Consider the following 20,696-nt stretch of genomic DNA (forward strand, 5'->3'; position numbering starts at 1 on the left):
CGCTCCGGAAGGGACCGCCGTGGGAATCCTGGACGCGCTGTTCGGCCGCACCAAGCCGGTCAAGCCCGACCTCGACCAGCTGTTCGGCGTGCCGTCGGCCGCGCTGACCCTGGAGGCGGCGTCCGGCTTCCGCCCGACCGGGCTCGGCTCGGTCTGCTTCGCCTCCGTCGAGGGCGGCGCCTTCGTCGAGGTCGAGCGGCAGGTGCGGGCGCTGCTGGACGCCGACACCGGGCGCGGCGGCGTCCCGGTGGAGGCCTCCACGGACGCGTACGGCTACTCCTGGCTGCTGGTGCGGCACCCGCCGGAGGAGCTGCCGGAGCTGGTCACCGACCTGCACGCGGTCAACAGCGAGCTGGAGGGGAACGGCTTCGGCCCGCAGCTGCTCTGCTCGATGGTCGGCTTCCGCGACGAGCAGGGGCGCTCGCTGGCGCTGGTCTACCTCTACAAGCGCGGCACCTTCTACCCGTTCGCGCCGATGCCCGGCGGCGGGGAGAAGCGCAACAGCCCGCTGGAGCTCCAGGTCAACGCCTCGCTCGGGAACGACCTGCGGCTGGAGAAGGACCTCACCCGCTGGTTCCCGGTCTGGGGCGCGCCGGGCCTCTGACGCGCCGTCGGCCCGGCGGGCCGGCGCTGCCTATAGTCACCTGCATGCGAAGCCGCCAGTACGGACCCGATCTGAACCCGCCGTGGAAGCGGCAGCAGCCCGCCCCCGAGGTGCCCGCCGAGCGGGACCTGGTGGTGGAGGAGGCGGCGACCGGCTTCTGCGGGGCGGTGGTGCGCTGCGAGAAGACCGCCGAGGGCTTCACCGTCACCCTGGAGGACCGCTTCGGCAAGCACCGGGTCTTCCCGCTGGTGCCGCGCGGCTTCCTGCTGGAGGGCCGCACCGTCACCCTGGTGCGTCCCGCCGGGCCCGCCCCGGCCCGGACGCCCGGGCGGACGGCCTCCGGCTCGGTGGCCGTGCCCGGGGCCCGCGCCCGGGTGGCGCGCGAGTCCCGGATCTACGTCGAGGGCCGGCACGACGCCGAGCTGGTCGAGCGGGTCTGGGGCGACGACCTGCGGATCGAGGGCGTGGTGGTCGAGTACCTGGAGGGCGTGGACGACCTGCCGGCGATCGTCGCCGACTTCGCCCCCGGCCCGGGCCGCCGCCTCGGCGTCCTGGTCGACCACCTGCTCCCCGGCACCAAGGAGCACCGGATCGCGGCCCGGGTCACGGGCGAGTCCGTCCTGGTGGTCGGCCACCCCTACGTCGACATCTGGCAGGCCGTGAAGCCGGCCGCCGTCGGCATCCCGGCCTGGCCCGCCGTCCCGCGCGGGGAGGACTGGAAGGAGGGCACCTGCCGGCGCCTCGGCTGGCCGGTCGACACCCCCGCCGCGTGGAAGCGCATCCTCGCGACGGTCGACTCCTACAAGGACCTGGAGCCCGAGCTGCTCGGGCGCGTCGAGGAGCTGATCGACTTCGTGACGCCACCGGCTCAGGAGTAGGTCTGGAACTCCGAGGTGTCCAGGATGACATCGAGCAGGTCGACCTGGATCGGGTCACCGAACTTGGTGGTCCGCTCGGACCAGTACACCGGGGTACCCGAAGCCGTGTCGGTGGTCAGCTCGGTGAGGAGCACACATACGCCCTTGAGCGGATCGACGATGAGGTACGCCGGGATCCCACCCTGCGCATACATCTCGCGCTTGATGCGGTAGTCCCGGTGCACGCTGGTCTTGGAGACCACCTCGACCACGACGGTCACCGCAGCGGCGGACAGCAATCGGCCGGCCTCAGGGGCTGCGCCGCGCTCGAAGACGACCAGATCCGGCTGGGGTTCACTGGCCTCGCCGGAGATGATCAGATCCTGGGTCTGAAGCGCCCGCCACCGGGCGTAGGGGGTCTGGTGCTGAATCGCGGAGACGATGAGGTTGTGGACCATGTCCGGCCCGGCCATCATCACGATTTCCCCCCTGATGAGTTCGGCTTTGACGCCTTCCGGAACCTCCAGGTTCTCGAAGATCCCCATCATCCGGTCATCGATGGCGGTCACTGCGCGCTCCCTCCGACGGCTGACACCACGTTAACGAACGTCAGTCCACCAGGTCACGCACGACCGCGTCCGCCAGCAGACGGCCCTGGAGGGTCAGGGCGGCGCGGCCCTGGGCATAGGGCTCCGGGGCCAGCAGACCGTCGGCGAGGGCGCGGTCGGCGGCCTCCCGGCCGGTGCCGGTGAGCAGGTCGAGCGGGGCGCCCTCGGCGAGGCGCAGTTCGAGCAGGATGCGCTCTACCCGGCGGTCCTCGGCGGAGAGGAGCTCGCGGCCCTGCGCGGGGGTGCGGCCCTCGGCGAGCGCCTGCGCGTAGGCGGCGGGGTGCTTGGCGTTCCACCAGCGGACGCCGCCGACGTGGCTGTGCGCGCCGGGGCCGGCGCCCCACCAGTCCGCCCCGGTCCAGTAGAGCTCGTTGTGGCGGCAGCGCCCCTCGGGGGTGGTGGCCCAGTTGGAGACCTCGTACCAGGAGTAGCCGGCGGCGGCGAGCGCCTCCTCGGCGATCAGGTAGCGGTCGGCGTGCACGTCGTCGTCGATCATCGGCAGCTCGCCGCGCTTGACCCGGGCGGCGAGCCGGGTGCCGTCCTCGACGATCAGCGAGTAGGCCGAGACGTGGTCCGGTCCGGCGCCGATCGCGGCGTCCAGGGAGGCCCGCCAGTCGTCGTCGGACTCGCCGGGGGTGCCGTAGATCAGGTCGAGGTTGACGTGCTCGAAGCCGGCCGCGCGGGCCTCGGCGACGCAGGCCTCGGGGCGGCCGGGGGTGTGGTGGCGGTCCAGCAGCTGCAGCACGTGCGGGCGGGCCGACTGCATGCCGAAGGAGATCCGGTTGTAGCCGCCGTCCCGCAGCTCGGCCAGGTAGGCCGGGTCGACGGACTCGGGGTTGGCCTCGGTGGTGACCTCGGCGTCCTCGGCGAGCCCGAACTCCTCGCGGATCGCGGCCAGCATCCGCACCAGGTCACGGGCGGGCAGCAGGGTGGGCGTGCCGCCGCCGAGGAAGACCGTCCGCACCGGCAGCTCGGCGGAGCCCAGCACCTTCCGGGCCAGCCGGATCTCGGCGACCACGTTGTCCGCGTAGGTCTCCTGCGAGGCGACCGCGCCCGAGGAACGCAGCTCGGTGGCGGTGTAGGTGTTGAAATCGCAGTAGCCGCAGCGGCTCGCGCAGTACGGCACGTGCAGGTAGAAACCGAACGGCCGCGACCCGAGCCCGGCGAGGGCGTGCGCGGGCAGGGAACCGTCGGACGGCACGGGTTCGCCGTCGGGAAGTGCGGAGGGCATGACCCCATTGTCCCGTACGGCCCGCGGAAGCCCGCGGGCCGTACCGGAACGGGACGGATCAGGCCTCGTTGGCCCCCGCGTACATCGCGGTGACGGCGTCCGCGTAGGTCTTCTCGACCACCGGGCGCTTGATCTTCAGGCTCGGCGTGAGCTCGCCGTGCTCGACGTCGAGGTCGCGCGGCAGCAGGTGGAACTTCTTGATCGTCTGCCAGCGCTGCAGGTCGTTGTTGAGCCGCTTGACGAAGCCCTCGATCAGCTGGTTCACCTGCGGGTCCACGGCCAGCTCGGCGTAGGACTTGCCGGCCAGGCCGTGCTCGGCGGCCCACGGCACGATGACCGCCTCGTCCAGGCCGATCAGCGCGGTGCAGAAGTTGCGGCCGTTGCCGATCACCAGGACGTTGCTGACGAACGGGCAGACCGCCTTGAACTTGCCCTCGACCTCGCTCGGCGCGACGTACTTGCCGCCGGAGGTCTTGAACAGGTCCTTCTTGCGGTCGGTGATCCGCAGGAAGCCGTCCGGGCTGAGCTCGCCGATGTCCTCGGTGTGGAACCAGCCGTCCGGCTCCAGCACCTCGGCGGTCTTCTCCGGCAGCTCGTGGTAGCCGCGCATGATGCCGGGGCCGCGCAGCAGGATCTCGCCGTCCTCGGCGATCCGCACCTCGGTACCGGGCAGCGGCCGGCCGACGGTGCCGATCCGGATGTCCTCCGCCCGGTTGACGGTCGAGCCGGCGCTGGTCTCGCTGAGGCCGTAGCCCTCCAGGATCGGCACCCCGGCGCCCAGGAAGAAGTAGCCGATCTCCGGGGCGAGCGCCGCACTGCCGGAGACCGCCCCGCGCAGCCGCCCGCCGAAGGCGGCCCGGATCTTCGCGTACACCAGCTTGTCGGCGAGCGCGTGCTGCAGCCGCAGCGCGGCCGGGGCGCCGTCGCGGCCGGTGGCGATCCGGTTGGCCTGGGTGGTCCGGGCGTAGTCGCGGGCGACCTTGGCGGCCCAGAGGAAGATCTTGTACTTGGCCCCGCCCTCGGCCCGGGCCCGGCCGGCGATGCCGTTGTAGACCTTCTCGAAGATGCGCGGCGCCGACGCCATGACGGTCGGCCGGATCGCCGGCAGGTTGTGGATGATCCGGTCCACCCGGCCGTCCACCGCCATCACGTGGCCGGTCGAGATCTGGCCGGAGATCAGCGTCTTGCCGAACACGTGCGACAGCGGCAGCCACATGAACTGCACGTCGTCGGCGCGCAGCAGCCCGCTGGCCTCCTGCGCCCGGCCCTCGTACGCCCAGCAGTCGTGCACCAGGCGCACGCCCTTGGGCCGGCCGGTGGTGCCCGAGGTGTAGATCAGGGTGGCCAGCTGCTCCTTGTCGAGCCCGGCGACGGTCTTCTCGATCGCGTCCGGGTGCTGCTCCAGGTACTCCGCGCCGCGCTGCTCCAGCTCGGCGAGGGTGAGCAGTTCGAGGCCGGCCGTCTCGGGGGTGTCACCGGGCGCGTCGAACAGGATCACGGTGCGCAGCTCGGGCAGCTGCTCGATCTGCTCGACGGCCTTGGCGAGCTGCGCGGCGTTCTCCGCGAACAGCGCCCTCGAACCGGAATTGGCGAGGATGAACGCCGTCTCGTCCGCGTTGGTGCTCGGGTAGACGGTGGTGGTCGCCGCGCCCGCGCACATGTTGCCGAGGTCGGCGATGATCCACTCCACCCGGGTGGAGGAGGCCAGGGCGACCCGGTCCTCGGGCCGGATGCCGAGCGCCATCAGGCCGGCGGCCACCGCCTTCACCCGGACGGCGGTCTGCGCCCAGGTCAGCGAGCGCCACTGCTCGGCGCCCGGGGCACCGTCGGCCGCCTGCTCGTCCACCGGGGCGGGGTAGCGGTAGGCCTCGGCACCCGGCGTGGCGGCGACCCGCTCCAGGAACAGGTGGGCGACGGAGGCGGGACGCCCGGCGACGATGTCGGCGCTGCCGGAGCCGATCAGGGACTGCGCGGAACTCAACGAGGACCTCCGGGGGCGGGTGGCCGTCTGAGGGGTGGTCGCGGCTCCCGTGGGGGCGGTCGCCGGGGCCCCGGGTTAACCGGCCTGATACCAGCGAGTAACAAGGGGGCCACCAGCAGCCTAGGGGGAAACCGGTCGATGCGTAAGGGGGCAGAGCCAGCTGGCACGCCCCCGCACCCCCGGTGCAGGCCCGTCCCGGCCCCCGCCGAAACATTCGGCAAAGGACTGGACAAACCTCCGGTCGCCGCATGCCCAATGGTCTGGAGAAGCCCACGAAAGACCGAGAATTGTGGTGCGAATCCCACCGCCGACGACAAGAGTGTGCCAGTGCTGATCAGATTGCTCAGGGCGTACCTGCGCCCGTACACCCGACCGATCACCCTGCTGGTCCTCCTCCAGCTGGTCGCGACGCTCGCCTCCCTCTACCTGCCGACCCTCAACGCCGACATCATCGACGACGGCGTGGTCAAGGGCGACACCGGCTACATCCTGCGCGTCGGCGGCGTGATGATCGGCGTCACCGTCATCCAGGCGCTCTGCTCCGTCTGCGCCGTCTACTACGGCGCCCGCACCGCGATGGCCGTCGGCCGGGACGTCCGGGCCGCCGTCTTCGACCGCGTGCAGGGCTTCTCCGCCCGCGAGGTCGGACAGTTCGGCGCGCCCTCCCTGATCACCCGGACCACCAACGACGTCCAACAGGTCCAGATGCTGGTCCTGATGTCCTTCACCCTGATGGTCGCCGCCCCCATCATGTGCGTCGGCGGCGTCATCATGGCCCTCAACCAGGACGTGCCGCTCTCCGCACTCCTACTCGCCGTCGTCCCGGTCCTCGGCGGCGTCGTCGTCCTGCTCGTCCGCGCGCTGCGCCCGAAGTTCCGCGCCATGCAGGTGCGGATCGACACCATGAACCGGGTGCTGCGCGAGCAGATCACCGGCATCCGGGTCATCCGCGCCTTCGTCAAGGACGACCACGAGCAGCACCGCTTCGCCGGCGCCAACCACGACCTCACCGACGTCGGACTCCAGGTCGGCCGGCTGATGGCCCTGATGTTCCCCACCGTCATGCTGGTGGTCAACGTCTCCAGCGTCGCCGTGCTCTGGTTCGGCGCCCACCGCATCGACAGCGGCGGCATGGAGATCGGCGCGCTCACCGCGTTCCTCTCCTACCTGCTGCAGATCCTGATGAGCGTCATGATGGCCACCTTCATGTTCATGATGGTGCCGCGCGCCGAGGTCTGCGCCGAACGCATCCACGAAGTCCTCGACACCCGCTCCAGCGTCGTCCCGCCCGCCGCCCCCGTCACCGAGGTGCTGCGCCGCGGCAACCTGGAGCTGCACGACGTCGAATTCCGCTACCCCGGGGCCGAGGTCCCCGTGCTGCGCGGCATCGACATCACCGCCCGCCCCGGCCAGACCACCGCCGTCATCGGCTCCACCGGCAGCGGCAAGTCCACCCTGCTCGGCCTCGTCCCCCGGCTCTTCGACGCCACCTCCGGCCGCGTCCTGCTCGACGGCGTCGACGTCCGCGAACTCGCCCCCGAGGCGATCGCCGAAACCGTCGGCCTCGTCCCGCAGAAGCCCTACCTCTTCACCGGCACCGTCGCCAGCAACCTCCGCTACGGCCGGCCCGACGCCACCGACGAGGAACTCTGGCACGCCCTGGAAGTCGCCCAGGCCAAGGACTTCGTCGAACAGCTCACCGAAGGCCTCGACGCACCCATCGCCCAGGGCGGGAGCAACGTCTCCGGCGGCCAGCGCCAGCGCCTCGCCATCGCCCGCGCCCTGGTCCGGCGGCCCGACGTCTACCTCTTCGACGACTCCTTCTCCGCACTCGACTACGCCACCGACGCCAAGCTCCGCAAGGCCCTCGCCCGCGAGACCGCCGACGCCACCGTGCTGATCGTCGCCCAGCGCGTCTCCACCATCCGCGACGCCGACCGGATCATCGTCCTCGACGAAGGCGCCGTCGTCGGCAGCGGCACCCACCGCGAACTCATGGCCGACAACCCGACGTACCGGGAGATCGTGCTCTCCCAGCTCACCGAGCAGGAGGCGGCGTGACCACCGCGGACAAGAAGGCGCCGGCGAAGCCGGCCACCGGCCCCGGCGACCTGCCCAGCGACTCCCAGGCCGCCGCCGCCCGCCGCGGCCCCGCCGGCCCCGGCCGGTTCATGGGCGGCCAGGGCGTCGAGAAGTCGATGGACTTCAAGGGCTCCGGCAAGCGGCTGCTCGGCCTGCTGCGCCCCGAGCGCCCCCTGCTCGCCGGCGTCCTCTCCCTCGGCGTGCTCAGCATCGGCTGCGCCGTCACCGGCCCCAAGGTCCTCGGCGACGCCACCGACCTGATCTTCGCCGGTGTGGTCGGCCGGCAGACCCCGCCCGGCACCAGCAAGGAACAGGTCGTCGACGGCCTCCGCGCCCAGGGCAACGGCGGCGTCGCCGACCTCCTCTCCTCCACCGACTTCACCCCCGGCCAGAGCATGGACTTCGGCGCCATCGGCACCGTCCTGCTCTGGGTGCTCGCCATCTACGTCGCCGCCGCCGTCTTCGGCGTCCTCCAGGGCCGGCTCGCCACCAAGGCCATCCAGCGGGCCGGCTACCGGCTGCGCCAGGACGTCGAGGCCAAGCTCACCCGGCTGCCGCTCAGCTACTTCGACAAGCAGCCCCGCGGCGAAGTGCTCAGCCGCGTCACCAACGACATCGACAACATCAGCCAGTCCATGCAGCAGACCCTGGGCCAGGTGGTGAACTCCCTGCTCACCGTCGTCGGCGTGCTGGCGATGATGTTCTGGATCTCCCCGCTGCTGGCCCTGATCGCCCTGGTCTCGGTGCCGCTCTCGGTGGTCGTGGCCACCCGGGTCGGCAAGCGGGCGCAGCCCCAGTTCGTCCAGCAGTGGAAGTCCACCGGGCAGCTGAACGCGCACATCGAGGAGATGTACACCGGCCACACCCTGGTGAAGGTGTTCGGCCGGCAGCGGGAGTCCGCCGCGACCTTCCGCGAGCACAACGAGGCCCTCTACCAGGCGAGCTTCCGGGCCCAGTTCATCTCCGGCGTCATCCAGCCCGCGATGATGCTGATCGGCAACCTCCAGTACGTGCTGGTCGCCGTCGTCGGCGGCCTCCGGGTCGCCTCCGGCGCGCTGTCCATCGGCGACGTGCAGGCCTTCATCCAGTACTCGCGGCAGTTCAGCCAGCCGCTCACCCAGGTCGCCAGCATGGCCAACCTGGTGCAGTCCGGCGTCGCCTCCGCCGAGCGCGTCTTCGAACTGCTCGACGCGCCCGAGCAGACCCCCGAGCCGGCCATGCCGGAGCGGCCCGACGCCATCCGCGGCCGGGTCGTCTTCCAGGACGTCTCCTTCCGCTACGACCCCGAGAAGCCGCTGATCGAGGACCTCTCGCTCAAGGTCGAACCCGGGCAGACCGTCGCCATCGTCGGCCCGACCGGCGCCGGCAAGACCACCATGGTCAACCTCCTGATGCGGTTCTACGAGGTCAACTCCGGGCGGATCACCCTCGACGGGGTGGACATCGCCGCGATGGCCCGCGAGGACCTGCGCTCCGGCATCGGCATGGTGCTCCAGGACACCTGGCTGTTCGGCGGCACCATCGCCGAGAACATCGCCTACGGCGCCGACGGCGCCACCCGCGAGGAGGTCGTCGAGGCGGCCAAGGCCGCGCACGTGGACCGCTTCGTGCGCACCCTGCCGGACGGCTACGACACCGTCATCGACGACGAGGGCACCGGCGTCAGCGCCGGCGAGAAGCAGCTGATCACCATCGCCCGGGCGTTCCTCGCCCAGCCCTCGATCCTCGTCCTCGACGAGGCGACCAGCTCCGTCGACACCCGCACCGAGGTGCTGATCCAGCGCGCCATGGCCCGGCTGCGCACCGGGCGCACCAGCTTCGTGATCGCCCACCGGCTCTCCACCATCCGGGACGCCGACGTGATCCTGGTGATGGAGAGCGGCTCGATCGTCGAGCAGGGCACGCACGAGGAGCTGATCGCGGCCGACGGCGCGTACGCGCGGCTGTACAAGGCGCAGTTCGCCGAGGCGGTGGCCGAGGTCGACTGACCGGGGCGCGCGCAGCGGACGCACGCAGGAGCCGGAGCGGGGTGTCCGTCCTCCCGTTCCGGCTCCTGCGTTCCGGCAGGGCGGGCCGGGCCTGCTCGGCTGGGCTCGGCCGGGCTCGCCTCGTCCCGGCCGGCTCTTCTGCACCGGTGACGGCGGGCGCTACGGTAGGCGTGTGAGTGACCAGCCGTCAGCCCCCGCCGAACCGGACCCGGACGCCTTCGAGGCGAACCGGCGCTACCTGGGCTCGGTCGCCTACCGGCTGCTCGGCTCCTTCACCGACGCCGAGGACGTCCTGCAGGAGGCCTGGCTGCGCTGGCAGTCCGCCGACCGCGCCGCCGTCGCCGACCCGCGGGCCTTCCTGACCACCGTGGTCACCCGGCTCTGCTACGACCAGCTGGGCTCGGCCCGGGCCCGCCGGGAGTCCTACTTCGGCGAGTGGCTGCCCGAGCCCTCCGTCGCCACCACGGCCGCCCCGGCCTCGCCCGCCGAGCTGGCCGAGCTCGGCGAGTCCGTCTCGATCGCGCTGCTCGCCGTACTGGAGCAGCTCACCCCCGCCGAGCGGGCCGCATTCGTCCTGCACGACGTGTTCGCGGTCGGCTTCGACGAGATCGCCGCCACCCTCGACCGCTCCCCCGACGCCACCCGCCAGCTCGCCTCCCGGGCCCGCCGCCGGGTCAAGGAGGGCGGCCGGCGCAGCACCGCCGACCCCGCCGAGCACCGGCAGGCGGTCGAGGCCTTCGCCGCCGCCACCGCCCAGGGCGACATCCTCGGCCTGATGAACGTCCTCGACCCGGACGTGGTCTGGCACGCGGACGGCGGCGGCATCGTCCGCGCCGCGGCCCGCCCGGTGTTCGGGGCCGACAAGGTCGCCCGCCTGGTGGTCGGTCTGGTCACCAAGTGGCTCACCCCCGACACCCGCATCGCGTCCGCCCTGGTCAACGGCCTGCCCGGGCTGATCTTCCACAACGCCGGCACGGGCGCCGTGGACGGTGTGGTCGGCTTCAACGTCGGCCCGGGCGGCCGGATCACCGACGCCTACGTGGTGGTCAACCCGGAGAAGCTCACCCGTGTGACGCCGATCACCGTCACATCCTGACCGGTCGCGTCGTCCCCTTCCCGAGCAGGCGCACAGGGTGCCCCTCGCGGGCCCTTCGAAGGGGAGACGAGCACCATGACCAGCAAGGCGAACGGCAAGCACATCGTCGTACTCGGCGCGGGCTACGCGGGCCTCACCGCGGCCACCCGGGCCGGGAAGCACAACCGGGTGACCCTCGTCGCCCCCGAGACCCGCTTCCGGCACCGGATCCGCCAGCACGAGACCGCGGCCGGGCACCCCGCACGCCGGCCCACCGTCGCCGAGGTGGTGCGCGGCCGCGGCGTCCGGCACGTCCGGGCCCGGGCCACCGAGCTCGACCTCGCCGGTCGCAAGGTCCTCCTGGACACCGGTGAGACCCTCGCCTACGACACCCTGGTCTACGCCCTCGGCAGCCGCACCGCCTGGCACGGCGTCCCCGGCGCCGCCGAGCACGCCTACGGCGCCGAGCGGGCCGCCGAGGTCGGCGAACGGCTGCGCACCGCGGACCGCCCCGGCACCGTGGCCGTGGTCGGCGGCGGCGCCACCGGCATCGAGATGGCCACCGAGATCGCCGAGGCGCACCCCGCGTGGAAGGTGCGGATCGTCGCCGCCGGCCGGGTCGGCGGCTGGTTCTCGGCCCGCGGCCGGGCCCACGTCCTGGCCGTCATGGCCGGGCTCGGCGTCGAGGTGCACGAGCAGGCCACCGTCACCGCGGTCGACCAGGACGGCCTGGACACCACCGCCGGCCGGATTCCGGGCGACGTCGTGGTCTGGGCCGCCTCCATGGAGCCGCTCCCGCTGGCCGCCGAGGCCGGACTCACCGTCAACGCCGCCGGCCGGGCGGTGGTCGACCGGTACCTGCGGTCGGTCTCGCACCCCGACGTCCACGTGATCGGCGACGCCGCCGAGGTCACCGTCCCCGGCACCGGCACCCTACGGATGGCCTGCGCCACCGCCCTGCCGATGGGCCGCTACGTCGGCCGGCTGCTCGCCGGGCGCACCGGCAAGCCCTTCGCGTTCCGGTACGCGGTGCAGTGCCTGAGCCTGGGCCGGCGGGAGGGGCTGGTACAGCTCATCCACGGGGACGACTCGATGCGACCGGGCGTGCTCACCGGCCGGACGGGGCGGCTCACCAAGGCCCTCATCGTGAACGCCGTGGTCCGGTCGCTGCGGTAGCGCGCATGCCGGGCATGCCCGGTACGCCTGTCTGCGGACGCGTGGACTGCGGTCGCGGGCTGCGGTCGCGCGTCACCGGAACGCGGGAGGGCCCGGGGCTGTTCGCCCCGGGCCCTCCCGTCGTCGCTGCCGGCTCGCGACGTTACTTCTTGTCCTTCGGCGCCTCGGCGTCGGTGGACAGCGCGGCGATGAAGGCCTCCTGCGGGACCTCCACGCGGCCGACCATCTTCATCCGCTTCTTGCCTTCCTTCTGCTTCTCCAGCAGCTTGCGCTTACGCGAGATGTCACCGCCGTAGCACTTGGCGAGAACGTCCTTGCGGATCGCGCGGACCGTCTCACGGGCGATCACCCGGGAGCCGATGGCGGCCTGGATCGGCACCTCGAACTGCTGGCGCGGGATCAGCTTCTGCAGCTTGCCGGCCATCATCACGCCGTAGCTGTAGGCCTTGTCCTTGTGGACGATCGCGGAGAAGGCGTCCACCGCGTCGCCGTGCAGCAGGATGTCGACCTTGACCAGGCTGGCGCTCTGCTCACCGATGGGCTCGTAGTCCAGCGAGGCGTAGCCGCGGGTCTTGGACTTCAGCTGGTCGAAGAAGTCGAAGACGATCTCGGCCAGCGGCAGGGTGTAGCGCAGCTCGACGCGGTCCTCGGAGAGGTAGTCCATGCCCTGGAGGCTGCCGCGGCGGGACTGGCAGAGCTCCATGATCGCGCCGACGAACTCGTTGGGCGCCAGGATGGTGCCGCGCACGATCGGCTCGTACACCTCGGCGATCTTCCCGGTGGGGAACTCGCTCGGGTTGGTGACGGTGTGCTCGGTGCCGTCCTCCATCACCACGCGGTAGACCACGTTGGGGGCGGTGGAGATCAGGTCGAGGTTGAACTCGCGCTCCAGGCGCTCCCGGATGATCTCCAGGTGGAGCAGGCCGAGGAAGCCGCAGCGGTAGCCGAAGCCGAGCGCGACGGACGTCTCCGGCTCGTAGACCAGGGCGGCGTCGTTCAGCCGCAGCTTGTCGAGGGCGTCGCGCAGCAGCGGGTAGTCCGAGCCGTCCAGCGGGTAGAGGCCGGAGAACACCATCGGGCGCGGGTCCTTGTAGCCGCCGAGCGGCTCGGTGGCGCCCTTGGTCTGCGAGGTGATCGTGTCACCGACCTTGGACTGCCGGACGTCCTTCACACCGGTGATGATGTAGCCGACCTCACCGACGCCGAGGCCGTCGGCGACCTTGGGCTCCGGCGAGATGACGCCGATCTCCAGCAGCTCGTGGGTCGCGCCGGTGGACATCATCGCGATCCGCTCGCGCTTGGTGAGCTGGCCGTCGACGACACGGACGTAGGTGACCACGCCGCGGTAGGCGTCGTACACCGAGTCGAAGATCATCGCGCGGGCCGGGGCGTCCTTGACGCCGACCGGGGCCGGGATGGTGTTGACGATGTGGTCCAGCAGGTCCTCGACACCGAGGCCGGTCTTGGCGCTGACCTGGAGCACGTCGGACGGGTCGCAGCCGATGATGTGCGCGATCTCCGCGGCGTACTTCTCCGGCTGGGCGGCCGGCAGGTCGATCTTGTTGAGCACCGGGATGATCGTGAGGTCGTTCTCCAGCGCCAGGTACAGGTTGGCGAGGGTCTGCGCCTCGATGCCCTGGGCCGCGTCGACCACCAGGATGGTGCCCTCGCACGCGGCGAGGGAGCGGGACACCTCGTACGTGAAGTCCACGTGGCCCGGGGTGTCGATCATGTTGAGGATGTGCGTCGCACCGGTGTTCGGCCCGGTGTTCGGCGCCCACGGGAGGCGGACGGCCTGCGACTTGATGGTGATACCGCGCTCGCGCTCGATGTCCATGCGGTCGAGGTACTGGGCGCGCATCTGCCGCGGGTCGACCACACCGGTGATCTGGAGCATCCGGTCTGCGAGCGTCGACTTGCCGTGGTCGATGTGGGCGATGATGCAGAAGTTGCGGATCAGCGCCGGGTCGGTACGGCTGGGCTCTGGCACATTGCTGGGGGTCGCGGGCACCTTGGTCCGATTCTCCGTTGGTCCGGGGGCCGGGGTGTCCGGGTCATCGCTGACCGGCCTCCCGGGGACCGGACAGTCGTCCGATCGAAATAGTCCCTCCCATCTTCCCACGAGCGCGGCGTGCGCCACCGGTCAGCTCTCCGCTCCGGTCACGGCCCCGGCCCCGGCCGCTCCGCGGACGGCCTTCCGGCGGGCGCCGCCACTGCGGCAGGATGCCGTCGCATGATCCTGGAAAGCGCCCTGCTCGACGTCGTCCCCGGCCAGGAGGAGGCGTTCCTCGCCGCCTTCGCCGAGGCCCGGCCGCTGATCGCGGTCCAGCGGGGATTCCGCTCCCTGGAACTGCGCCGCTGCCTGGACGCGGGGCGCGGCTCGCGGTTCCTGCTCCAGGTGGAGTGGGAGACCCTGGCCGACCACACCGAGGGCTTCCGCCGCTCCGCCGAGTACCGGCGCTGGCGCGAACTGCTGCACCACTTCTACGCGCCGTTCCCCGAGGTGGAGCACTACGGCGAGCCGGTGCTCTGGGCCTGAGCCGGTCGCCCCCGCGCCCGTTCGCGGCGCCCGGTCGGTTTGGGGCGAACGGCGCGCCCCTGGTAGCGTGGGGCGCTGCACCTGGCCTCGGCATGCCCTCTCAGCTGGTCCGACGGCCGCGCGGTGCAGCCCGTTCCAACCGATGACAAAGACTGAGGCACTTTCGTGGCGAACATCAAGTCCCAGATCAAGCGCAACAAGACCAACGAGAAGGCGCGCCTGCGCAACAAGGCCGTCAAGTCCTCGCTGAAGACCGCTCTGCGCAAGGCCCGTGAGGCCGCTGCCGCCGGCGAGACCGAGAAGGCCGTCGTGCTGGCCCGCGCCGCCTCCAAGGCGCTGGACAAGGCCGTGAGCAAGGGCGTCATCCACGCCAACCAGGCCGCCAACAAGAAGTCGGCCATCACCAAGCGCGTCAACGCCGCCCAGGCCTGACGCCCCGGGGCTCCGGCCCCACCCCCTCGGGACGAACCGGCCCTCTACCCGGACTCCTGAGGCGAGGCAAAGACTCGCACCGCACGCGGCCTGCGTTCGCCACGCGGGTGCGGTGCACAGGCAGTACGGCAGGCGCCGTAGCGGACCTCTTCCCCAGAGGCTGCTGCGGCGCCTGTCGCGTTCCGTGCCCCGGCCAAGGCGGTCGGGGCACCACCGTCCCGGGGCGGACCCGGGTTCGCCGGGCCTCCGCGGCAGCAACAGCCGCCGCTCCAGGCCCGCGGGAAGGGTGGGTCGGTACCGGCCTGGCTCAGTACGGCTCGGCACCGACCTGGCTCAGTACGGCTCGGCACCGACCTGGCTCAGTACGGCTCGGCACCGACCTGGCTCAGTACGGGCGGGAACCGGCCCGGGCGGCCCGCGCCACGGCGACCACGGCCCGCTCCAGCGCGAAGGCCGGGTCGTCGGAGCCGCCCTTGACGGCGGCGTCCGCCTGGGCGATCGCGGTCAGAGCGGTGGCCACGCCGTCACCCGTCCAACCACGCATCTGCTGACGGACCCGGTCCACCTTCCACGGCGGCATGCCCAGCTCGCGCGCCAGGTCGGCGGGGCGCATGTTCCGCCCGGTGGTCGCCAGCCGGCCGATGCTGCGGACCCCCGAGGCCAGGGCGTAGGTGATGCCGGTCGGCGGCTGCCCCACGGCCAGCGCCCAGCGCAGCCGCTCCAGCGCCTCGGCGGCCCGGCCGGTGACGGCGAGGTCCGCCACCTCGAAGCCGGTCGCCTCGGCCCGACCGCTGTAGTAGCGGGCCACCACGGTCTCGTCGATGGTCCCCTCGACGTCCGAGGTGAGCTGGCTGCACGCGGCCGCCAGCTCGCGCAGGTCGCTGCCGAGCGCGTCCAGCAACGCCTGGCAGGCCTCCGGCGTCGCCGACCGTCCGAGCGTGCGGAACTCGCCCTTGACGAAGGCGAGCCGCTCCGACGCCTTGGCCAGCTTGGCGCAGGCCACCTCCCGGCCACCGGCCTTGCGCCCGGCGTCCAGCAGCCCCTTGCCCTTGGCGCCGCCCGCGTGGACCAGCACCATGATCACTTCCTCGGCCGGGGCCTCGATGTACGCCTTGACCTCCTTGACGGAGTCGGCGGAGAGGTCCTGAGCGGCCCTGACCACGATCACCTTGCGCTCGGCGAACAGCGAGGGCGTGGTCAGCTCGGCCAGGCTGCCCGGCTGGAGTCCGCCGGGCGCGAGGTCCCGCACGTCGGTGTCGGGGTCCGCGGCCTTCGCGGCCGCCACCACCTGGGCCACCGCGCGGTCCAGCAGCAGCTCCTCCTGGCCGACCGCGAGGGTCAGCGGGGCGAGCAGGTCGTCGGGTGCACTCTTCCTGGCCATCGCCTACCAGCATCCCACGCGGTACGGACAGCCCTGCCCGGTGCGGTGCACGCGGGGCGCGGGGAGCGGGGCCCGCGGTCGCGGCCTGGCCGGGGCCGGGGCCGGGGGCGCCGCGCCTGGGGCCGGGGCCGGGGGCCGGGGGCCAGGGCCGGGGGTCTCCGCGGGGACGAAGATCGCGCCCTGGAGAATGGCCGGGTGACCGAAGACCAGACCACCAACCAGCCGGACGCCTTCGACCCGAACGCCCGGCAACTGCTCGTCCTGCCCGACCGCGATGCCGCCCAGGAGGCCGCCGAGCAGCTCAGCGCCGACCACGCCGACCTCGGCGAGCTCGAAATCGTCCGGGACGCGCTCGCGGGCGAGGACGACGCCGAGGACGCCCAGTGGCTCGTGGTCGTGGAGCCGCCCGAGGAGGGCTGGACCGCCGCCCTGCTGCGCGCCCTGGACGCCGTCGCCGCCGAGTACGACGGCTGGCGCGAGGAGAGCTGACGGCGCCTCCGTGAGAAGTCGGCCGGTCCGACTTCTCGTGGGCGGGCGACCGCCCCGAGCGCAGCGGCGCCGCTGCCTCTCATATCGCCCCGCAGCGGCCGCGTTCCTCGTCCCCGGCGGCCTCTGCCCGTCCTCGGCTGTCCCCGGCGGCGGTGCCTCGCGCCCGGCAGACCCGGAGCGCGGTGGCCCCCGCTGGGGCCACTTCCACTCGCGCTGGGGGCCGCTTCCACTCGCGCCGGCCCCGGGTAGCGCCCGGGGCCGGCGCGTCTTCTCCCTGGGGCCCCGCCCCGCCCCCCACCCCCCTCGCCCTCCCTCCCTCCCCACCTCCTCTCCTCCTCCTGGTGGGGAGGGCGAGCGAGTGAGCGGGATTGGTGGAGTCAGGCCGGCGGGCCGCGCGGCCCGCCGGCCTCGACCACACCGCGGAGGGCACGGGCACCGCGCCGGCCGTGGCCGGCGTGCGGATGCACCGAAGCCCCGAGGTCGGCCGGGCCGTCGCCCGTCACCGCGATGTCACCGGCCACGTCCGTCCGCAGCACCGTGGCCCCGAGTGAGCGCAGACGATCCACCGTCCGCGCCGAGGGATGCCCGTACGGGTTGCCCTCACCACACGAGATCAAAGCCAGCCGGGGGCCCAACACTGTGGCCAAGTCCCAGTCCTGATGCGCCGAACCATGATGTGCCACCTTCAGCACGTCCACCTTCACCCCACCTCCCGATCTCCCCAGCAACGCCGCCTGAGCCGGTGGCTCAAGATCGCCCAACAAGGCCAGCCGCAGCCCGCCCGCCAACGTCACCAGCAGCGCCACACTGGCGTTGTTGGCACCCGCCGCCTCCGGCGCCGGCATGGCGTCCGGCCACATCACCTCCCACGACAGCCACGGCCCGACCGACCGCCGCTCACCCCGCCGAGCCCGCAGCAGCGGGACTCCGGAGGCCGCTGCCCACCCGGACACCCGGGCCGCCTCACCCGGCGGGTCGTCCACCGTGGTCCCCTCGATCGCCCCCACCGCGCGGCCCCGCAGCACCCCCGGCACGCCCTCCACGTGATCGGCATGGAAGTGCGTCACCAGCAGCAGCGGCACCCGGGTGATCCCGAGCTCCCGCAGACAGCGATCGGCCGCATGCGGATCCGGCCCGGCATCGACCACGACCGCGCTGTCGGGTGGGTCACCCACCGAGCCCGTCGTCGGCAGCACCACCATGTCGCCCTGCCCCACGTCGCACATGACCAGCCGCCACCCCGGAGGCGGCCAGCCCGTGGCCAGCCGGGTGAGCACGGGCGGTCGTAGCAGCACGGCCAGCAGTACCAGGAAGAGCAGACCCGCCACTGCCGCCCGTGCCCAGCGCCCCCAGCGGCGCTGCCCCGCCACCGCGCCCCGCCGTGACACCAGCAACGGCACCGTCCAACAGACCGCCACCGTCCCCAGGGCGAGCGTCACCGTGCCGAGCGGCCCGCCCGGCCAGGAGAGCTGAGCCCCCGGTAGATCCGCCCCGTGCCGGGCCACCGCCGCCAGCCAGCCGACCGGGACACCCGCCACCTCTGCGAGCAGCCGGGCCGGCGCCGGGAAGAGGGGTTCCATCACCAGCACCGCGAATCCGAGCAGGGTCGCCGGAGCCACCGCCAGTTCGGCCAGCAGGTTGCACGGAACGGCGACCAGGCTGATGTGTCCGGACAGCACCACCGTCACCGGCGCGCAGAGCGCCTGGGCCGCCGCCGTGGCCCCGACGGCACCTGCCAAGTGGTGCGGCCAGCCCCGCGCCTGCAGCGCCCGCGCCCAGTGCGGACCGAGGACCAGCAGCCCGGTGGTGGCCAGCACCGAGAGCAGGAAGCCGAAGGACCGCGACAGGTAGGGATCGAGCAGCACCAGGAGCAGCACCGTCCCGGACAGGGCCGGCAGCGCCCGGCGCGGACGGCCGGTGGCCAGCGCCAGCAGCCCGATCAACCCGGTGCCGGCCGCCCGCAGCACGCTCGGCTCGGGCCGGCAGACGGTGACGAACGCCAGCGTGATGCCGGTGCCGAGCAGCGCCGTGGTGCGCAGGGAGAGCCCGAGGAACCCGGCCAGGCCGCGTCGTTCGGGGGTGGCGGCCCGCCCCGGCGCACCGAGCAGGACCCCCAGGACGATCGCCAGGTTGGCGCCGCTCACCGCGACCAGATGGGCCATGTCGGTGGCCCGGAAGGCTTCCAGGAGGTCGCCGGGCAGGCGCGAGGTGTCGCCGACGACGAGGCCCGGCAGCAGCCCCCGCGCATCCGACGGCAACCCGTCGGCGGCCGTCCGCAGACCCTCGCGCAGCCGTCCGGCGATCCGCTGCGGCAGGCTCGGCGACGCGAGCTCCCGGGGCGGGCCGTGCGCGACCAGCAAAGCGGCACTTTCGTCGTCGTGCCCCTCCCCGGCCGGGCGGACATCGGCCTCGACGGCCACCCGGGTAGACGGGAGCAACCGCTGCCACCGGTCGATGTCCGGCCCGCGGGCGAGCACCGTCACCGGCGTGTGCGTCCGGGCGGAGGCTGCTCCGGGCACGGGCACCGGCCCGTCGGAGATGGTGACCCGGTCCACCACGGCGTCCACGGTGAGGACGGTCTGCCCGGCAGTCGTCCCCCTGGTCCGCGAAGCGCGTGTCCTCGGGTCACCGGTGACGGTCAGTTCGACGGCCACCTCGGGCGCGGTGCCCCCGGCCCGGGCGAGCGCCGGCACCGGGCCCCGGTGGAGGTCGGCCGTGTGCAGCAGGGTCACGGCGGTCGCCGCGGCAGCGACGAGCAGTACGGCAGCCGCCGTGATGCGGGTGCCCTGGCGCCGGCCCCCTGCCCAGGAGGGGCGCCCGCCCGGACGGCCGGCGAGCAGGACAGCGGCGAGGAGTAGGGCGGCCCCCGCAGCGGCGAGCAGCACCGCGCCGTGGCCCGGGCCCAGGCCGAGCACGGCCGCCGTCACGGCCCACGCCGCGACGGCAGGGAGCAGCAGCCGGAGATCGTCGGCGGTCAGAGGAGTTGATGACGAGTCAGTGATCGGCTTCGCGGTCGCGGCCGGGCTGGTGATGACGGCACCTCCCTTCAGGCAGGCAGTCGGTGGGCGGGCAGCCGATGGGCAGACGGTCGACGCACGGGTCGGCCGGGGTCGGGCAGGGCGGGCTCAGGTCGGCCGGTTCCGGGGCGGTGGGGCCGGGACGGATCAGAGGGTCAGCAGCGGTCTGATCTCCGCGTAGGTGCGCTCGCCGATGCCGTTGACCTGGCGGAGCTGGTCGACGGAGCGGAAGGAGCCGTGGGACATGCGGAAGGCGATGATGCGCTGGGCGAGCGTCGGGCCGACGCCCGGCAGCGTGTCGAGCTGTTCGAGGGTGGCGTGGTTCAGGCTGACCGGCTGCTTCGGTGTCCCAGCCGCCGGCCCGCCGGTGCCGGGCCCACCGGCGGGCGGGGCCCCTCCGGACTCCCCGACCAGGATCTGCTCGCCGTCGGTGAGCAGCCGGGCCAGGTTGAGGTTCCTGGTCTCCGTCCCGGGCAGCGGGCCCCCGGCCGCGTGCAGGGCATCGGCCACCCGCGACCCGCCGGGAAGTGTGTGGAGCCCGGGAGCGTGCACCCGGCCGCCGATGTCCACCACGACCGCACCGGCCGCCTCTGCATGGCTGTCCGCCGACCGCGGCGCACCGGGAACGGCATCCGACGGCGGCGGACCGCCGCTACCGGGCTCCGCCGCTGCGGCCGCCACGACCGGGACCTCGACCGGCTGGGGGCGCGCCAGCCAGAAGTGCTGCGCGCCGTAGGCGACGGCCAGCAGCGCCAGGACGGCCAGCCCCGCCACGGCCCGCCGGTCGAGCATCGCCGCCGGTCCGAGGCGGAACCGCGCGCGGCCGGACGGCCCCGCCACGACCCCCTCAGCGGCCGGGGCCACGTCCCCCTGGTCGGACGGCAGCCCTGGCAGCGACTCGGTGAGGTGGCCGGGCACGGGGTCGTCAAAGCCCGGCGCCGACCCGGACCCGGCCCCCGGCCCTGTCCCAGACCCCGGCTCGGCCCCAGACCCGGACTCCCGACCTGGCCCCGGCGGCCCGGTGGCCGACGGCTCGCCCGCCGCACCCGCTCCGACAGCCGGAGCATCGGCCGTCGGCGCGCCCCGAGTCGGCGCGAGCGGCACCGGAACCTCCGTCACCGGAACGTCCGCCGTCGGAACGTCCGCCGTGGGCGCGGCCGCTCCCCCTCCCACCAATGGAACAGGTGCCGTGGCCGGCCCCGCGGGCCGGACCTCCCCGGGGCCCTCGGCCGCGGG

Annotated in this window: 16 protein-coding genes; 9 read left to right on the forward strand and 7 right to left on the reverse strand. The window is 73.2% G+C overall.

What is annotated here, in order from left to right:
• Positions 1 to 19 precede the first annotated feature (19 nt).
• A complete protein-coding gene (locus RMN57_RS13835) occupies positions 20 to 604 on the forward strand; it encodes a PspA-associated protein PspAB (protein ID WP_238741087.1) in 585 nt (194 codons plus the stop codon).
• A gap of 44 nt (positions 605 to 648) precedes the next feature.
• Positions 649 to 1,482 (forward strand): DUF3097 domain-containing protein, encoded by an 834-nt coding sequence (locus RMN57_RS13840; RefSeq protein ID WP_313763716.1) that lies wholly within the window; start codon positions 649 to 651, stop codon positions 1,480 to 1,482.
• On the opposite strand, the gene RMN57_RS13845 is transcribed toward RMN57_RS13840, so the two are convergent.
• Genes RMN57_RS13845 through RMN57_RS13855 form a run of 3 tightly spaced genes read right to left on the reverse strand, consistent with a single transcriptional unit; the run spans position 1,473 to position 5,281 of the window.
• Positions 1,473 to 2,030 (reverse strand): Uma2 family endonuclease, encoded by a 558-nt coding sequence (locus tag RMN57_RS13845; protein WP_313763717.1) that lies wholly within the window; start codon positions 2,028 to 2,030, stop codon positions 1,473 to 1,475. The two genes, RMN57_RS13840 and RMN57_RS13845, sit on opposite strands and share 10 nt — an antisense overlap.
• A 40-nt stretch (positions 2,031 to 2,070) precedes the next feature.
• Positions 2,071 to 3,300 carry a radical SAM family heme chaperone HemW gene (gene hemW / locus RMN57_RS13850; RefSeq protein WP_313763718.1) on the reverse strand — a complete coding sequence of 410 codons (1,230 nt, stop codon included), beginning with the start codon at positions 3,298 to 3,300 and terminating at the stop codon, positions 2,071 to 2,073.
• 58 nt (positions 3,301 to 3,358) lie between these two features.
• A complete protein-coding gene (locus RMN57_RS13855) occupies positions 3,359 to 5,281 on the reverse strand; it encodes a long-chain fatty acid--CoA ligase (RefSeq protein ID WP_313763719.1) in 1,923 nt (640 codons plus the stop codon).
• 327 nt (positions 5,282 to 5,608) lie between these two features.
• Between RMN57_RS13855 and RMN57_RS13860 the strand changes: the two genes are divergently transcribed.
• The 4 genes from RMN57_RS13860 (at position 5,609) to RMN57_RS13875 (ending at position 11,602) form a co-directional block, all read left to right on the forward strand.
• Positions 5,609 to 7,342, forward strand: a complete 1,734-nt coding sequence (locus tag RMN57_RS13860) for an ABC transporter ATP-binding protein (RefSeq protein ID WP_313763720.1) — start codon at positions 5,609 to 5,611, stop codon at positions 7,340 to 7,342.
• A 110-nt stretch (positions 7,343 to 7,452) separates the two neighbouring features.
• Entirely contained in the window at positions 7,453 to 9,351 is a 1,899-nt protein-coding gene (locus tag RMN57_RS13865) for an ABC transporter ATP-binding protein (protein WP_313767815.1), read from the forward strand.
• Positions 9,352 to 9,523: 172 nt separating this feature from the next.
• Complete coding sequence (sigJ, locus tag RMN57_RS13870) at positions 9,524 to 10,447, forward strand: RNA polymerase sigma factor SigJ (RefSeq protein ID WP_313763721.1); 924 nt, start codon at positions 9,524 to 9,526, stop codon at positions 10,445 to 10,447.
• Positions 10,448 to 10,522: 75 nt separating this feature from the next.
• Entirely contained in the window at positions 10,523 to 11,602 is a 1,080-nt protein-coding gene (locus tag RMN57_RS13875) for an FAD-dependent oxidoreductase (RefSeq protein WP_313763722.1), read from the forward strand.
• A gap of 142 nt (positions 11,603 to 11,744) precedes the next feature.
• Here the strand turns inward: RMN57_RS13875 and lepA are convergent, their stop codons facing one another.
• Complete coding sequence (gene lepA, locus RMN57_RS13880) at positions 11,745 to 13,613, reverse strand: translation elongation factor 4 (protein ID WP_313763723.1); 1,869 nt, start codon at positions 13,611 to 13,613, stop codon at positions 11,745 to 11,747.
• 222 nt (positions 13,614 to 13,835) lie between these two features.
• On the opposite strand from lepA, the gene RMN57_RS13885 reads away from it, so the two are divergent.
• Together RMN57_RS13885 and rpsT are read left to right on the forward strand one after the other, a co-directional pair.
• Complete coding sequence (locus tag RMN57_RS13885) at positions 13,836 to 14,141, forward strand: antibiotic biosynthesis monooxygenase (RefSeq protein ID WP_313763724.1); 306 nt, start codon at positions 13,836 to 13,838, stop codon at positions 14,139 to 14,141.
• 165 nt (positions 14,142 to 14,306) lie between these two features.
• Positions 14,307 to 14,573, forward strand: a complete 267-nt coding sequence (rpsT, locus tag RMN57_RS13890) for a 30S ribosomal protein S20 (protein ID WP_313763725.1) — start codon at positions 14,307 to 14,309, stop codon at positions 14,571 to 14,573.
• A gap of 385 nt (positions 14,574 to 14,958) precedes the next feature.
• Here the strand turns inward: rpsT and holA are convergent, their stop codons facing one another.
• Complete coding sequence (gene holA / locus RMN57_RS13895) at positions 14,959 to 15,954, reverse strand: DNA polymerase III subunit delta (protein WP_313763726.1); 996 nt, start codon at positions 15,952 to 15,954, stop codon at positions 14,959 to 14,961.
• Positions 15,955 to 16,206: 252 nt separating this feature from the next.
• Between holA and RMN57_RS13900 the strand changes: the two genes are divergently transcribed.
• Positions 16,207 to 16,443 (forward strand): hypothetical protein, encoded by a 237-nt coding sequence (locus RMN57_RS13900; RefSeq protein WP_313767816.1) that lies wholly within the window; start codon positions 16,207 to 16,209, stop codon positions 16,441 to 16,443.
• 377 nt (positions 16,444 to 16,820) lie between these two features.
• On the opposite strand, the gene RMN57_RS13905 is transcribed toward RMN57_RS13900, so the two are convergent.
• Both RMN57_RS13905 and RMN57_RS13910 read right to left on the reverse strand, forming a co-directional pair.
• Entirely contained in the window at positions 16,821 to 19,370 is a 2,550-nt protein-coding gene (locus RMN57_RS13905; protein WP_313763727.1) for a ComEC/Rec2 family competence protein, read from the reverse strand.
• A gap of 237 nt (positions 19,371 to 19,607) precedes the next feature.
• Positions 19,608 to 20,378 (reverse strand): ComEA family DNA-binding protein, encoded by a 771-nt coding sequence (locus RMN57_RS13910; RefSeq protein ID WP_313763728.1) that lies wholly within the window; start codon positions 20,376 to 20,378, stop codon positions 19,608 to 19,610.
• Between the last annotated feature and the right edge of the window lie 318 nt (positions 20,379 to 20,696).

Source organism: Kitasatospora sp. CM 4170, assembly GCF_032110285.1.
Lineage (GTDB): Bacteria > Actinomycetota > Actinomycetes > Streptomycetales > Streptomycetaceae > Kitasatospora > Kitasatospora aburaviensis.